At 70.9% G+C, this 14,498-nt stretch carries 15 protein-coding genes; 9 read left to right on the forward strand and 6 right to left on the reverse strand.

The window, feature by feature from the left end:
* Window positions 1-28: 28 nt before the first annotated feature.
* Entirely contained in the window at window positions 29-556 is a 528-nt protein-coding gene (locus ABTX78_RS10250; protein WP_352206362.1) for a GNAT family N-acetyltransferase, read from the forward strand.
* 87 nt (window positions 557-643) lie between these two features.
* Here ABTX78_RS10250 and ABTX78_RS10255 read toward each other — a convergent pair whose 3' ends face one another.
* The gene (locus ABTX78_RS10255; protein WP_502993841.1) at window positions 644-1,378 is read right to left on the reverse strand and encodes a DUF6928 family protein; all 735 of its coding nucleotides are present in this window, start codon (window positions 1,376-1,378) and stop codon (window positions 644-646) included.
* Between the two features lie 604 nt (window positions 1,379-1,982).
* On the opposite strand from ABTX78_RS10255, the gene ABTX78_RS10260 reads away from it, so the two are divergent.
* Window positions 1,983-2,282: a hypothetical protein gene (locus ABTX78_RS10260; protein ID WP_352206364.1), complete on the forward strand. Its 300-nt coding sequence runs from the start codon at window positions 1,983-1,985 to the stop codon at window positions 2,280-2,282.
* A gap of 149 nt (window positions 2,283-2,431) precedes the next feature.
* Here ABTX78_RS10260 and ABTX78_RS10265 read toward each other — a convergent pair whose 3' ends face one another.
* Window positions 2,432-2,581 (reverse strand): FG-GAP repeat domain-containing protein, encoded by a 150-nt coding sequence (locus ABTX78_RS10265; RefSeq protein ID WP_352206365.1) that lies wholly within the window; start codon window positions 2,579-2,581, stop codon window positions 2,432-2,434.
* 113 nt (window positions 2,582-2,694) lie between these two features.
* On the opposite strand from ABTX78_RS10265, the gene ABTX78_RS10270 reads away from it, so the two are divergent.
* Entirely contained in the window at window positions 2,695-2,889 is a 195-nt protein-coding gene (locus ABTX78_RS10270) for an FG-GAP repeat domain-containing protein (protein ID WP_352206366.1), read from the forward strand.
* Between the two features lie 144 nt (window positions 2,890-3,033).
* On the opposite strand, the gene ABTX78_RS10275 is transcribed toward ABTX78_RS10270, so the two are convergent.
* Together ABTX78_RS10275 and ABTX78_RS10280 are read right to left on the reverse strand one after the other, a co-directional pair.
* On the reverse strand, window positions 3,034-3,594 hold the full coding sequence (locus ABTX78_RS10275; protein WP_352206367.1) for a DinB family protein: 561 nt from the start codon (window positions 3,592-3,594) through the stop codon (window positions 3,034-3,036).
* Between the two features lie 373 nt (window positions 3,595-3,967).
* Window positions 3,968-4,444, reverse strand: a complete 477-nt coding sequence (locus tag ABTX78_RS10280) for a lamin tail domain-containing protein (RefSeq protein WP_352206368.1) — start codon at window positions 4,442-4,444, stop codon at window positions 3,968-3,970.
* Window positions 4,445-5,146: 702 nt separating this feature from the next.
* Here ABTX78_RS10280 and ABTX78_RS10285 point away from each other — a divergent pair.
* The gene (locus ABTX78_RS10285; RefSeq protein ID WP_352206369.1) at window positions 5,147-6,838 is read left to right on the forward strand and encodes a TROVE domain-containing protein; all 1,692 of its coding nucleotides are present in this window, start codon (window positions 5,147-5,149) and stop codon (window positions 6,836-6,838) included.
* An 80-nt stretch (window positions 6,839-6,918) separates the two neighbouring features.
* Here the strand turns inward: ABTX78_RS10285 and ABTX78_RS10290 are convergent, their stop codons facing one another.
* Window positions 6,919-7,584, reverse strand: coding sequence for a GOLPH3/VPS74 family protein (locus tag ABTX78_RS10290; RefSeq protein WP_352206370.1), 666 nt, complete (start codon window positions 7,582-7,584; stop codon window positions 6,919-6,921).
* Between the two features lie 173 nt (window positions 7,585-7,757).
* Between ABTX78_RS10290 and ABTX78_RS10295 the strand changes: the two genes are divergently transcribed.
* From ABTX78_RS10295 to ABTX78_RS10305, 3 genes are all read left to right on the forward strand, one after another.
* On the forward strand, window positions 7,758-8,123 hold the full coding sequence (locus ABTX78_RS10295; RefSeq protein WP_313945166.1) for a PH domain-containing protein: 366 nt from the start codon (window positions 7,758-7,760) through the stop codon (window positions 8,121-8,123).
* A 165-nt stretch (window positions 8,124-8,288) separates the two neighbouring features.
* On the forward strand, window positions 8,289-10,226 hold the full coding sequence (locus tag ABTX78_RS10300) for an NAD-binding protein (protein WP_352206603.1): 1,938 nt from the start codon (window positions 8,289-8,291) through the stop codon (window positions 10,224-10,226).
* A gap of 81 nt (window positions 10,227-10,307) precedes the next feature.
* Window positions 10,308-10,859, forward strand: a complete 552-nt coding sequence (locus tag ABTX78_RS10305) for a hypothetical protein (RefSeq protein WP_352206371.1) — start codon at window positions 10,308-10,310, stop codon at window positions 10,857-10,859.
* Window positions 10,860-11,055: 196 nt separating this feature from the next.
* Here the strand turns inward: ABTX78_RS10305 and ABTX78_RS10310 are convergent, their stop codons facing one another.
* Entirely contained in the window at window positions 11,056-12,264 is a 1,209-nt protein-coding gene (locus ABTX78_RS10310) for an FAD-dependent monooxygenase (RefSeq protein WP_352206372.1), read from the reverse strand.
* Window positions 12,265-12,542: 278 nt separating this feature from the next.
* On the opposite strand from ABTX78_RS10310, the gene ABTX78_RS10315 reads away from it, so the two are divergent.
* Window positions 12,543-13,517 (forward strand): ABC transporter ATP-binding protein, encoded by a 975-nt coding sequence (locus ABTX78_RS10315; protein ID WP_352206373.1) that lies wholly within the window; start codon window positions 12,543-12,545, stop codon window positions 13,515-13,517.
* Window positions 13,514-14,329 (forward strand): ABC transporter permease, encoded by an 816-nt coding sequence (locus ABTX78_RS10320; RefSeq protein WP_352206374.1) that lies wholly within the window; start codon window positions 13,514-13,516, stop codon window positions 14,327-14,329. Before ABTX78_RS10315 ends, ABTX78_RS10320 begins: the two co-directional genes overlap by 4 nt.
* Window positions 14,330-14,498: the final 169 nt, after the last annotated feature.

The following is a 14,498-nucleotide window of genomic DNA, read 5'->3' on the forward strand; positions in this document are numbered from 1 at the left end:
CCCGCAAGACAGGTCGTAAGCTTCCGCCGTGAACGACACCCATGGCATACGGATCAGACCAGGCAGCCTGGCCGACGCACCAGTCATTCTGGACATGCTCGACTCCGCGGTGGTCTGGATGAACGATCGCGGCAACACCGAGCAGTGGGGCACGACACTGTATTCGCAGAAGCCCGGCGGAGTGGAGCGGGTGGAGCGGTACACGACCGAGAACACCTCATACATCGCAGAGTTGGACGGGCTACCTGTCGGCGCCCTGGTGTTGGACTCTGGGCCCAGCCCGCAGATGCCGATCGCGCCGGCTGAGGAACCCGAGCGGTACGTCCGGCTGCTGGTCTCCGACCGACAGCACGCCGGTGTGGGCATCGGGGCGGCACTGCTGGCCCATGCCGCCGAGGAGACCCGACGGGCCGGCGTGGCGCTACTGCGGGTCGACTGCTGGGCGGGCGGCGGAGGCGAACTGGTCGCATTCTACGAACGCAACGGCTTCACGCCCACCGCTCGTTTCCTGTCCGATGCCTGGCCTGGACAGGTACTGGCCCAGCGGGTCGTCTGACGGCATGGGCAGGTCAACCGGTTCGCCCAGCACGGCGGTGCGTGACCGCAACATGCGCAAGACACCCCCCGATCCGCCGGACAGGCCCTAGAGGCTGTCCCGCTCGATCAGCACACCATCGGGTCCCATCGTGTAGACCCGCGGCGGCCCCATCGCTTCCACTGCTCTCCGCATCTCCGCTTCCTTCTCGGACGGGTCGGGGCCGTTCGGGTCTCGTACGAGGAAGCCATGGAGTTCGATGTTCTCCGCGTCAACGTTCCCCGGCTCCGGCATGCCCTCCTGGATGAAGCCGCAGAGTGCACGCAGCGCGTCTTCGCCAAGCTCCAGAGGGTGAAAGGGCAGTGCGTACGGCTCCTCTTCTTCACCCGGCCACGGAATGATGTCCGCCGGACGGTCCCCGGCCCAGTAGGGAAGTTCGAAGGGGAGCGGCTCCCCGATGTTCTCGATGATCCCGTCGTCCGGTGACAGGCTCAGAGACCGGATGAGGCGGCCGTCCTCCCACACAGCGAACGCCAGCCAGTCGACCACGCTGTGCATGGCGTGTAGGACCAACCGCCGACCGGTACTCGCCGCGACAAGATGCGCGGGGAGCTGTGACGGAGAATCGATCATCACGCGTCGATCGCAGATGATCTCCACGCGGGGCCAGCTCGCTGCATAGGTGGTTCCGTCCGGGGGATACACGGCGTCGTACAGGTCCGAGCCTCCGCTCTCCTCTATCTCGCATCCCGGGTTGAGACGCCGAATCATCGCGGACGTCTGCTCCAAGTCCGCCGCTCCTACGTGCCGCAGAAGGCCGGGCACATCGCCGTCGGCGTACACGAGCAGACCGGTTTTAGCTCCCAAGGCCCCTCCCCAAACGCAAGCTCAAATGTCGCTGCACCGTATCTCCCCGGTACGACACAGGAGCAGCGTCATCAGTGCGGCTGCTCCGTGCCGTCTCTGGGCCGTCGGAGGGCGATCACGAGCGGCCAAGGACGGCCAATGACGGCCAGCAAGGGCCGTCCAACCAGCCCCCGGGCCAGCGAAAACGCACGTCGCCAAGATTCCCTGCAAGACACGATCACCTCGTGCGCGTACAACACTGCCTCCCACCCCCAAGCGATCAGGCCGACGGTACGCCCACGGCCGCCTGAGAGCAGCCCCGTTCTGCGTGTTCCGCATGCACGTCCGTGCCCGATCCGTGCCCGACAGGCCGGTAAGCCACGGTCAACAGCGGGTGCCAGGACGAACCCCAGGACTCACCCTGGCACCCGTTGCTGCTGGTCAGGGCACCAACTAAGCCCAGAAGCGCGGTGATTCCCAAGCTCAGAGCGCGGGTTCGATTCCCGTCACCCGCTCCAGACAGAAGCCCCAGGCCAGAGGCCCGGGGCTTTGTTGTTGTCTAGACCTCTCTAGGTGTCGCGCACCAGATCTGCACCACTCGGTGACCGACCGCGATTCCTCGGGCCTCACCACCTCGTCGAATCCGACGGCGCCCCCCGGCACGCTCGATCAACTCGCCGGCCACGAACCCTCCTACATCCCCCTGGGCTTCGAATGCCTGCTGGAGGACGGTCGCATCGTTGCGGCCGACGGCCCGTACAGCGTGCTCAACCTGCTGACCGCCGCCTTCACCCTGGCAGCTGTTCTGTCGTTGCTCGTCGTGGGGTTTCTGGACGAGTACCGGGTGCGGGCGGAGATGAAGGCCGGGAGCGTGGCTGTCCGCGGGAAACTTTCCGGCTGACGAATTCGCGTCATGTGCGCGCGTGACGGTCGTGCCCCAACGCCTCGCTGCTCCCCGGGGTGTTACGGGCGGGGCAGTCGGCGCGGTTGCATTGACGAGAACGCCCACCAGAGGGCCGCGCCCCCGGTGGACGAGGACGCTCGGCCCGCTCAGAACAAGCCCTTGTACCCCTGCCAGCCCGTCCCGATCTTCACGGTCGAGCTGAAGGAACCCGCGCCGTTGCCGCTGTTGCGCAGCAGATCCCCTGCCGCGTTGCGGGACACCAGATCGGCCTTGCCGTCCCGGTTCAGATCACCCACACCGACGAAGACGTTCCGGCCCGTGCCCCAGTTCTTGGCGAAGACGGCAGCCCGAGGCTTCAGCGTGCCCGCGGCCGTACCGTCGTAGCGCCACAGCGAGTTCGCGCGTTCTGGTGTTCGGCAACAACTGGGCGACGGGACGCAACGTTTTCGTGGGGGTCGGTGACCTGAACAAGGACGGCAAGGCCGATCTGGTGTCCCGCAACGCGGCAGGGGATCTACTGCGCAACAACGGCAACGGCGCGGGTTCCCTCAGCTCGACCGTGAAGATCAGCACGAGCTGGAAGGCGTACAAGGGCCTCTTCTGAGGCTCCGAGGCCGGCGGTGTCGGCCGATCATGAGAAGACGACGAAGGCCCTGACCGCTGAGCGGTCAGGGCCTTCGCGTCACGGCTCGGCGCCGGGCCCTGCCTCACCGCGCCCCCGCACCCGCCTCCGGCAGACGCGCCCTCGTCACTGCCCCACCCGCCCGTCGACGCACTCCCGCAGCAGGTCCGCGTGGCCGCAGTGACGGGCGTACTCCTCGATGCGGTGGACCAGCAGTTCGCGCACCGCTATATCCTCCCTTCCCACGCGCGCGCCCAGGTCCGTGTGCTGGGCCAACGCCGCGTCGGTGGCCGCCTGTTCGCGTTCCAGGTCCGCGTACGCGGCGTCGACCACCGCCTGGTCCGCGACGGCTCCGGTGAAGTCCGCGTCGCGTGTGCCGTACAGCTTCGGGGCCGGGTCGCCGTCGGTGATCCAGTTGCGCCAGTCGCGTTCGACCTCGGCGAGGTGGCGGAGCAGGCCCAGGAGCGACATCGTCGACGGCGGGACCGAGCGGTGGGCCAGTTGTTCCGGGGTCAGGCCCTCGCACTTCATCCGCAGGGTCATGCGGTAGTTGGTCAGGAAGTCGTCCAGCGTCGCGAGCTCGCCGTCCGGGCTCGCGCCCTCGCTGTTGCGCGGGTCGTCGTTCGGGTCGGCCCACATGTCGGGGTAGACGGTTGCCTGGGTCCAGCGTGCGGGTTGGTCGCTCATGCGCTCCCTGTTCGTCCGTGGGACCGCCCAAGCGCGCGGGTGCCCCGAGTTTGCCGCCCAATGTGTCAGGGACGACCGCCCGGGCGCCCCCCAATTTCCGCGGGCTCCGATCCATGCGTGATGCCGAGACGAACGGCACCTTGCCGCGGCCCATGACCAGGGGCAGTCAGCGTCCGGCGACCTTCCCGATCCGTGTCGTACCGGTCGTGCCGGTCGGGTACCGGCCGACCGGGCGCGGCATTCCGGGCCTGAGCGACCGTGCCGGACACGGACCAGGGCCGGGCCCCGGTCAGGAGGGGTCCGGCCCTGGTGTCATGCGGTGCGGCCCGGTTCAGGCCGCAGGTGCGCCGCGGCTACGCGGCTGCGCGCGGTGTCAGCGACGGTTCCACGACTTGCTGTCGATGACGTGGCCGCGGCGGTCCTTGAGGATGGCCTTGTCCTTGTTGTCCCAGACGTAGTTGCGGCGGTCCTGGAACACGTCGGTACGGGTGTCGTGGCCGATGCCCGTGTGGACGCGGACCGTGGAGCGACCGGCGAGGGTGAAGTGCCGGAAGGTGTAGCGGTGGCCCGCCTTGTCGGTCAGGGTCCAGCCGTTCAGCTTGACCGGCTTGCGGGAGGTGTTCTTGATGTCCACCCACTCCGCGTTGCGGGACCGGTTGGAGTTGTCCTCGCGGCCAGGGCTGTCGTACTGGATGCGGCCCAGCTCGATCGCCGACTTGGCGGGTCCGCGGTCGTGCCCGCGGTCGTGTCCGCGGTCGGCCGCCACGGCCGGCATGGCCAGGGCGGTCACCACCGCGCCGGCGGCCATGGTGGTGGCGACGAGAGTGCGAGCGGTACGAGAAGCAGACAAGAGAAAAGCCCCCTCGAATCAGGGGCACAACGGTCCGTTCGGCCCGTTGTGCTGTACGGGTTCTCGGCCGTCCCCGGGCCGAGGACCCAAACTCTGCGGCCCCGAGGCGCCGGTCCGCAGGCGCTCCGCTTCGTGTTACTGAATGCGGACATTTCCGTAACTCTTGATTGCGTCGTTCAACTAACTGGCGAAGTGACGTTCCAGACAAAACGTGCCTGCTGCACCAACCCGGGCGGTCACTGACAGCAAGCCTTTGCGGGCTCCGGCGCACCACCCCCCCGCGCCACCCCGCTCGCCACCCAGGGCAGAGCTTCGCTCCAGGTAACGAAGCGGAGCGGCCGATCCTCGAACGGTCTGCCCCATGCCGTACGCAGGTGCGAGAAATTGCCGGTCGAACGGGCTCGCCGTGCGTCCACGGGTGCGGGTCATTTATTCGGATGCCGTGGCGAGCGGCGCCGGGTAGCGTCACGTCCCGCGCCTTCCGATGCGCTGCGTCCCGGTTACTTCCTGAAACATCCACCGGTGCGCATATCCGATCTCGGAAGGCGCACACCGCCGAGTCCTCGACCCACGTCCTCGACCCGTGCCCCTCGATCCCGCGCGCTCACCGGTCCCACGCCTGCCGTCCCGTGACCGCGCACCGCTGTGGCCGACAGCCGCCACCCACCTCGTCGACCCGTCGCTCCCCAGGGGGACTTCTGCATGACCCGGTTCAGCCGCCCGCGGACCAAAGCCGACGCCAGGGCGGAGATCCAGGCCGAAGTACCGGGCCTCACCGCGCGCGGAGTGACCTCCCCGCTCTCCACGGAGGGCCGGTGGGCCACCCCGCCACGCGGGGCGTCCGCGCCGGCGGTCACCCGGGGACTGCCGTGGATCACCAACCATCAGGGCGGCGCCGGGTACGTCCGGGAGCCGAAGGACGCGCTCTTCCTGCTCGCCGTCGCCAACATGGTCGGGCGGCACACCTTCTACGAGAGCGCCGATTCGCGCGACGACCGCTATCTGCGGCTGATCCGCGAACTCGCCCTCAGCGAACCGGCATGGACCCTCGGACTGCTCGGCTGGCTGCGGACCGACGCCCGGATGCGGACGGCCTCGCTGGTGGGCGCGGCCGAGTTCGCCCGTGCGCGGCTGGAGGCGGGGGAGGCGGGGTACAGCCGGCAGGCGATCGATGCCGTACTTCAACGCCCCGACGAGCCCGGCGAGTTGCTGGCGTACTGGACCTCCCGGTACGGCCGGCGGCTGCCCCAGCCCGTCAAGCGCGGGGTCGCCGACGCCGTACGCCGGCTCTACACCGGGCGGGCGCTGCTGAAGTACGACAGCGACGCCCGGGCCTACCGGTTCGGTGACGTACTGGAGTTGACGCATCCCGCTCCGGCCGCGGACCGGCCCTGGCAAGGAGAGCTGTTCCGGTACGCACTGGACCGGCGGCACCGGCCCCACCGCGTAGTGCCGCCCGTCGGCGAAGCCCTCCTCTGCGCGCACCACGCGCTGATGGCCGTGCCGGTGGCCGAGCGGTACGCGCTGGTCACCGGGCCGGACGGAGCCGATCGGCTGGCGGCGGCGGGGATGTCGTGGGAGGCGCTGGCCGGCTGGCTGCACGGCCCGCTCGACGCGGCGGTGTGGGAGGCCGTGATCCCGGCGATGGGGTCGATGGCCCTCGTCCGCAACCTGCGCAACTTCGATCTCGCGGGCGTCAGCGACGAGATCGCCGCTCAGGTGGCGCGCCGGATCTCGGACCCGGACGAGGTAGCCCGCTCACGGCAGTTCCCGTTCCGCTATCTGGCCGCCCACCGCAATGTGCCCTCGCCGCGCTGGGCGCAGCCTCTGGAGACCGCCCTCAATCACTCGCTCGCCCATGTGCCCGCACTGCCGGGGCGCACCCTCGTGCTGGTGGACCGCTCGGGCTCGATGTTCTGGCAGACCAGCGAGGGGAACGACCTCACCCGGGCGGACGCCGCCGCCATTTTCGGCACCGCCCTCGCGATCCGGGCCGAACAGGCCGACCTGGTCGAGTTCGGCACCGGGAGCCGCACGGTCGAGACCGGGCCGGGTGAGTCCGTCCTGCGGGCAGTGGACCGGTTCCACGACCTCGGCGGCACCAACACCGCCGCGGCGGTCAGGCAGCACTACCGCGGGCACTCCCGGGTGGTCGTCGTCACCGACGAGCAGGTGCAGTCGACACTCTGCACCGACCCGCTCGCCGCGGTGCCCCGCCATATTCCGGTCTACACCTGGAACCTGGAGGGCTACGCCACCGGGCACTCCGCCAACGGGCCGCACCGCCACACCTTCGGTGGCCTCAGCGACGCCGCCTTCCGGCTGATCCCGCTCCTGGAGGCGGCGCGGGACGCGAAGTGGCCCTGGGAGCAGCCCATAGACTCCCGCCCCTGATGTGCACCGGGTGCGCGGCGGCACCGCGCACCCGGTTCGACGTCACCGATCGCGCCGCGATGCCGACGAACCGCCGACCATCAGCTCGTCACCACCACCGTCGTCGTCACCAGGACCGCCACCATCGCCGCCTCCATGTTCCGGATGGCGGTGCGCACGCTCTCGCCCGCCCATTGACCGTGCGCGATCTCCTCCATCCGCGGTGAGACCTCCTTGCGCGGCAGGTCCGGGAAGGCGAGCCGGTGCAGTTTCGCCGCGTGGATCAGCGCGATCAGGCCCGCCGAGCGGTCGTCCGGAGTGGCGTTGTGCAGAACGAGGGCGGCGAGGCGGCTGCGCAGCTCGCGCTCGGCCGAACCGTCGGCCTCGGGGTAGCGGCGGACCGGGAAGAGGCCGAGGACCTTGCGCTGTTCCTCGCTCACCAGGCCCCGGTCGCGCAGGCTGTCGATCGTGGCGGTGACGGCCTTGTCGTGGTCCCTGGTCAGCCAGTCGGTGATCTTGGGCGGCCTGCTCTTCTTCGACGCCCAGGCGTCGATCAGCGCAAGCCGCTCGTCGAGCAGCCGGGTGCCGGTGGGCGTCGTGTCCTTCACGGTCAGCCGCTCGCGGTCCACCGCTATGCGGCCCGCGAGGACGAGTTCGAGCACGATGCCGCCCGCGACGGCCCAGCCCGCGGCCTGCCGCTCCTTCGCCTCTCCGGACTCGTCGTCCAGCGACAGCAGCATGATCTCCTCGCCCAGCGTGACCGTCATGTGTCTGTTCCCTTCAGTCGTTTCCCCCTGCCCTGTTCGACGCCCGGGGGTGGGCCGCCAGTTCCCGCGGCGGTCCCCGCAGCGGCGAATGGCGTGTGATCGCCACGCCGTCCGGTCATTTGGGCCACCCCTATACGCTGGGAGATTCGCATCGACGAGTTGGGGGGCCATCCATGGCACTGTTCGGGAACGCGCACACCATCGACCCGGCGGCGGCGCAGCAGGACTACGCGCGGCTGCTCGGGCAGGGCGAGCAGGTGCACGCCGCGTATCTGCTGATCCGCGACACGATCCTCTTCACCGACCGCCGGCTCCTGCTCATCGACAAGCAGGGCATCACCGGCAAGAAGGTGGAGTACCACTCCGTGCCGTACCGGAGCATCACGCACTTCGCGGTGGAGACCGCCGGGACGTTCGATCTCGACGCCGAGCTCAAGATCTGGGTGTCGGGCACGCCGGCCCCGATCCAGAAGACCTTCACCAAGGGCGTCGACATCTACGAGGTGCAGGCCATCCTGACGCAGTTCGTGGCGCGGTAGCCCTCCGCCGCGCGTCCCCGGAGCCACGCAACCGGGCCGGCTCCGCGCTGAACGGGGACGCACGCGCGGGAGGCCGCCGTGCGCCGAGGGGGGTCGGCGCGAGAGGGTTGGGGCGTGTCCTCCTCCCTTGCACCCGCGGCCCAACAGCCCGTGCCCGCCGGGCAGATGATCGTCTGCGGTGACGACGCGCTGGCCACCCGGCTCGCCGGTGAGCTGCACAGCGTGTACGGCCAGCGGGTCACCCTCGTCGTACCGCCGGCGCGGTCGTCGGCGAGCAGTCCGGCGGCCGCCGTGCCGAACCGGATCGCCTCCGCGCTCTTCGGGCGGGTGAGCGCCGCGATGAACCGGCCGGGGGCAGCGGACGCGACCGGGTCCAGCGGCGAAATCCTGCTGCCCGTACGCGAGATAGAAGCCGCCGAGCCGACCGAGGAGGCGCTGCGGCTGGCCGGTGCGGAACAGGCCGCCGCCGTCGCTCTCGTCCATGACGACGACGAGACCAACATAAGGGCCGCGCTGGCCGCGCGCCGGCTCAATCCACGACTGCGGCTGGTGATCCGGCTCTACAACCGCAAGCTGGGCCAGTATCTGGAGGCGCTGCTCGACCAGGCCGCCGTGGTCGCGATGCCCGGGCTGGACACGTCCGAGCTGGACGCGTCGACGACCGTGCTGTCGGACGCGGACACCGCCGCGCCGGCGCTGGCCGCCACGGCCGTGGCCGGTACGAGCAAGGTCGTCCAGGCCGACGGTCTGCTGCTGCGAGCCGTGGAGCGGCCGCCGCACCGCCAGGGCGAGGCTCCCGACTCCGGTCTGTGCACCCTCGCGCTGCTGTCGTCCACCGGCCACGGCCCCTCCGGCACGGCCGGTTCGGACATCGGCGCGGACAGACCGCTGCTGCTGCCCGACGACGCGACCGTCGCCGCCTCGACGCGGAGGGGCACGGTGGTGCTGGAGGCCGTGTCGCACAGCGGGCCCGCGGTACCGCCCCGGCAGCTGGCCGGACGAGGTGCGCCGCTCGGCGAGATCTTCTCGCGGCGGCTGCGCTGGGCGCTCGCCGGGATGGGGGCGGTCGTGCTCGCACTCGCCGTCGCCTCCTGGCTGACGACCGGCGAACACCCGCTGCGGGCCGCGTATCTGACCCTGCTCGACCTGTTCGCCATCGGCGACCCGGCCGTCGGGGAGCCCACCGCGCGTCAGGTGCTCCAGCTGCTGTCCGGACTGGCCGGGCTGGCGCTGCTGCCCGTGCTGATCGCGGGCGGGCTGGAGGCGCTCGGCGCGTTCCGCGGCGCGGCGGCGCTGCGCCGTCCCCCGCGCGGCCTGTCGGGGCACGTCGTGCTGCTCGGGCTGGGCAAGGTCGGCACCCGCGTCCTGGTCCAACTCCGTGAGCTGGGAATCCCGGTGGTGTGCGTGGAGGAGGACCCCGAGGCCCGGGGCATCCCGCTGGCGCGGCGGCTGCGCGTTCCCGTGGTGCTGGGCGATGTCACGCACGAGGGCGTCCTGGAGGCGGCGAAGATCCACCGTGCGTACGCGCTGCTGTCCCTGACCAGTGTCGACACCACCAACCTGGAGGCGACGCTGTACGCGCGGACGGTCAAGGCGGATCTGCGGGTCGCCCTGCGGCTGTACGACGACGACTTCGCCACCGCCGTCTACCGCACCCTGCGCGTGGCCCATCCCGACGCGCTGACCCGGAGCCGTAGCGTCTCCACGCTCGCCGCTCCCGCGTTCGCCGGCGCGATGATGGGACGGCAAATCCTCGGCGCGATCCCGGTCGAGCGCAAGGTGCTGCTCATCGCCGCGCTGGAGGTGGCCGGGCATCCGCAGTTCGAGGGGCGGACGGTCGCGGAGGCGTTCCGGCCGGGGGCATGGCGGGTGATCGCCCTGGACATGGCGGAGCCGGACGACCGCCGCCCCGACCTCGCCACCGCGCGCCGCGACATCCGCCGCGAGCACGCCGGCCGGCTGCTGTGGGACCTCCACCCCGGATACGTCCTGCGGCCCGAGGACTGTGTGGTGGTGGCGGCCACCCGGAGAGGAATGGCCGAACTCCTGGGCCGGCAGCCCGAGTCGCGTATCCCACGCGGGACGACCCGGACGGACGGGTGACCTGCGACGGGGCGTTCACGTTCGCGCCGGCTGTGCGGTTCGACTGGGACCCGCACAGGTTCGTCCGCCATACTGCCTGCCGTGGAGCAGCGCATAGGTTCGATCATCCCGCCGACGGCCGCCGCCGGACTCGACCCGGCACACATCCCCGGGCTGGTGCCCCCACGCCCCGCGGAGGGTGACGAGAGGGACGCGGCCGTCCCCGAGCAGGCCACCGACGCGGAACAGGCCGACGAGGCACCGCCGGAGGACGCCGCGCCCGAGCGCGTGACGTCCGAGGACGAGGGCTCCGACGCGGAGGGGTCCGCGCCCGAGGATCCCGGGAAAGAGGGATCGGCCGGGGACGACGGGCCCGTCTTCGAGGTCTCCGACCGCCGGGGCGCCATCGTCGCCGACGCGGAAGGAATCACCTTCCGGCTGGACGAGGAAGAGGCACGCTTCGGCTGGGACGAGATCGGGGCGGTGGAGATCGGCACGCCGCGCTTCGGCCGGCGGTTCGGTGTCACCGTCTACGTGTCCAGTCAGCGCTGGTTCGAAAACGACGTCGAGGCCTCGTCCAAGGCGGAGTTGAAGCAGTGGGCGGCGGAACTCGACGCGGTGCTGGACGCCCGTTTCGAGGACTCCGACGCGTAGGAGCCGATGCGCAGGACCCGGCGCGCGGGGCCGGACGCGTAGGACCTGATGCGCAGGACCCGGCGCACGGTTCACGTACTGGGACGGCGCCGGCCTCACACACAGGACCCGATGTCCCGGTCACGCCCGAGTGTGTCCGACAACAGCACAGAGCCCCGGGCCGCCAGCCCGGGGCTCCTTGCCGTCCACCGCCGTGTCACACCCCCGAGGGCACGACACTGCGACCGGTCTCGTGCGCGTACAGCGTCGCCCGGTCGTGCAGGGCCGCATGGACCGCCATCCGCGCGTCCCGGCGGCGCTGGGCCGGGCCGTCGGGCAGATGCAGGACTCCGGCGTTGCCGCGGGAGCCGCGCTGGATCTCCGCGGTGCGTGGGATGCGCAGCGACTCGTAGTGCGCGAGCCGGGACGCGACCGGTGTGCCGGAGTCGTCGGCGAGGCAGGCCGCCAGGTCCATCGCGTCCTCGATCGCCTGGTTCGCGCCCTGGGCCATGAACGGCAGCATCGGGTGCGCCGCGTCACCGAGCAGCGTGATGTGGCCGCTGGACCAGGTGCGCAGCGGGGGCCGGTCGTGCAGCGCCCACTGGTGGGTGCTCTCCACGGCCCGGACGATGTCGCCGACCAGGCCGCTCCACGCCCCGAAGGCCCGTGTCAGGTCCTCCGGGTCTCCCGGTGCCGACCAGGACTCGGGCGGTGCGTCGGACATCGGCACGGTCGCCGCGTAGCTGATGTACTCGCCCGAGGAGACCGGGTAGCAGACGAAGTGCCCGCCCGGGCCCAGCCACAGACGGACCAGCGCCTCGCGGGCCTCCGCGGGCAGACGGTCCACCGGAACGAGACCGCGGTAGATGCCGAGGCCGGCGAAGACCGGGGCGTCGCGGTGGAACGTCTCGCGGACCGTCGAGTGGATTCCGTCCGCGCCGACGACGACATCAGCCGGGCGGACGGTGCCGTCGTCGAAGGTGAGCCGTGCTCCCTCCGAAGTCTCCTGAGCGGCGCGCAGCCGCCGGCCCAGGTGCAGGCCGTCGCCGTCCACCAGGGAGAGCAGGGCCTCGTGGAGATGGGCCCGGTGAATGGTCAGATAGGGCGCGCCGAACATGCGCTCGCAGTCCCCGCCGAGCGGGGTACGGGCGATGGGGCGGCCGGTCCAGCCGCGTACCTCCATCGCCTCGATGCGTACCGCGTGCTTGCGCAGCGCGGGTTCGAGACCGAGGCGGACCAGGGGACGGATCGCGTTCGGGGAGAGCTGGACGCCCGCCCCGACCTCGGCCAGCTGCCGGGTCTGCTCGAAGATCTCGTACGGTGTGCCGTTCGCGGACAGCGCGCCGGCGAGTGCCAGGCCTCCGATGCCCGCGCCGACCACGGTGATCCGCGGTCGTCCCACTTCGTCCACTTCCCCGAACCGCACGTCTGTGACCGCCTTCCGCGTCGCCGCACCTGTCGGCGGAGCGGCTCTCGCACCGGCCCCGCCCCACGAGAATGTGCGGCCGCCACCCCGGCGGCAACGCGGGTCACGCCCTCCCCTGACAACTGTCGCCGGTTCCATGACGTCCGTCACCGGCTCCCCTCCGCGCCCTCCTGGAAGCCCCTGGCCCGGTCCTAACGTCCGGAGTGCGCCCCGGAGTTCTGTCCGCGGGCGACCACTACGCCGGGAGGAAAGACAGTGAAGGAACCGGAGGGACCGCGGTGACCGCGGTGGCCGTGGAGGGCCTGCGCAAGCGCTACGGAGACCACGAGGCCGTACGCGGTGTGGACTTCACCGTCTCGGAGGGCGAGATCTTTGCCCTGCTGGGTCCGAACGGCGCGGGCAAGACCACCACACTGGAGATTCTCGAGGGCTTCCGTGAACGCGACGGAGGCCGGGTCGAGGTGCTCGGGCGCGACCCGGGGAAGAAGGCGGACGGCAAGTGGCTGCGCGGCCGGATCGGTCTCGTGCTGCAGGACATCGCCGTCGAGCCGTATCTGTCGGTACGGGAGACCATCGCGCGGAACGCGGGCTACTACCCGGCGCCGCGCGGCGTGGACGAGGTGATCGACCTCGTCGGTCTGCAGGAGAAGCGCGGCGCGAAGGTGAAGGACCTCTCAGGAGGGCAGAAGCGGCGTCTGGACCTGGCGTTGGGCGTCATCGGTGACCCGCAGCTGCTGTTCCTGGACGAGCCCACGACCGGTTTCGACCCGGGGGCCCGCCGGGGTGCCTGGGACGTGGTGCGCAACCTCCGGGACGCCGGCACCACGATCGTGCTGACCACCCACTACATGGACGAGGCCCAGGCGCTCGCCGACTCGGTCGTCGTCATCGCCGGCGGCGAGATCGTCGCCACCGGCACACCGGAGACCCTCGGCGGCCGGGACAGCGCGCTGGCCCGCATCAGCTTCGCGCTGCCGCGCGGCGCCGTGCCGTCCGACATCCCGCTCACCGTCACGTCGGTGGAGGACGGCCTCGTGACGGCGGAGGCCGAGGAGCCGACCGCGGCGCTGCACAAGCTCACCGACTGGGCACTGCGCCGCGGCACTCCGCTGGAGCGCCTCAGCGTGGTGCAGCCGACGCTGGAGGACGTCTACCTGGATCTCACGCGCCAGTACGCGGACCACTCAGACAAGGAAGCACCCTCGCCGTCCTCGGCCCGAGGGCGGCGCCGACCGAGCCGGAGCCGCTCATGACCACCCTGACCCCGACCACGGCCACGCGTGCCGACCGCCCAGCGGTCCGTGGCGGAAGCGGCCAACTGTCCCTTCTCATCCACCAGATCCGCTTCGAGCAGCTGTCGTTCTGGCGCAACCCGCAGTCGATGGTGTTCACCTTCGTCCTGCCGATCGTCATCATCGGGATCTTCGGTGCCGTCTTCAGCGGTGGCAGCGGCGAGACCTTCTTCTTCGGTCTCACGGGCATGCAGTACTACACACCGACGATCGCCGCGGTGTCCGTACTCGGCGCCTGTTACGGCCAGTTGGCGATCGTGCTGGCGATGCGCCGCCAGCAGGGCATCCTCAAGCGGCTGCACGCCACCCCGCTGCCCGCCTGGATCTACTTCGCGGGCCTGCTGGTCCACTGTGTGGTGGTCAGCGTCGTCGACGTCGCTCTGGTCATGGGCATCGGCTCGCTGTACGGCGTGACGCTGCCCTCCGCCTGGGGGCCCGTCGTGCTGACCCTGGTGCTGGGTGCGGCGAGCTTCTGCGCCCTGGGTGTGGGCGTCGCCTCGCTCATCAAGAACTCGGAGGCGGCGCCGGCCGTCGTGCAGTTCATCCAGTTCCCGCTGGTCTTCATCTCCGGCAGCTACTTTCCGATCCACGCCGACGTGTTGAACACGATCGCGGGTCTGCTGCCGGTGAAGCCGTTCAACGACGCCATGCTGGCGCCGTTCGCGAACGACCCCGGCTACCAGTGGAAGGAACTCGCCGTCCTGGCGGCCTGGGGTGTCATCGGCGCCCTGATCGCCGTGCGCCGCTTCCGCTGGGACCCGCGACCGGAGTGAGGCATCCGCGCGACACCGCACCGCTCACGGCAAGGGGGGCCTCCCTGGGAGGCCCCCCTCGGTGCGCCGGGATCCGGTGACCGCAACGCCGCCCCGCCGGCTGGGAAGCCCGCGGGCGTACGAGAAGGCCCGGCCGGAAGGGATCCGGCCGGGCCCTGTCGTCCCGCGG

This window comes from Streptomyces sp. NPDC096193 (assembly GCF_040302905.1).
Lineage (GTDB): Bacteria > Actinomycetota > Actinomycetes > Streptomycetales > Streptomycetaceae > Streptomyces.

What these genes read in the sequence shown, in the direction of transcription:
- ABTX78_RS10295 (WP_313945166.1), top strand. Translation starts at nt 7,758, where the DNA reads ATGGCACTGTTCGGGAACGCGCACACCATCGACCCGGCGGCGGCGCAG.
- ABTX78_RS10275 (WP_352206367.1), bottom strand. Translation starts at nt 3,594, where the DNA reads ATGAGCGACCAACCCGCACGCTGGACCCAGGCAACCGTCTACCCCGAC.
- ABTX78_RS10300 (WP_352206603.1), top strand. Translation starts at nt 8,289, where the DNA reads ATGATCGTCTGCGGTGACGACGCGCTGGCCACCCGGCTCGCCGGTGAG.
- ABTX78_RS10290 (WP_352206370.1), bottom strand. Translation starts at nt 7,584, where the DNA reads ATGACGGTCACGCTGGGCGAGGAGATCATGCTGCTGTCGCTGGACGAC.
- ABTX78_RS10320 (WP_352206374.1), top strand. Translation starts at nt 13,514, where the DNA reads ATGACCACCCTGACCCCGACCACGGCCACGCGTGCCGACCGCCCAGCG.
- ABTX78_RS10285 (WP_352206369.1), top strand. Translation starts at nt 5,147, where the DNA reads ATGACCCGGTTCAGCCGCCCGCGGACCAAAGCCGACGCCAGGGCGGAG.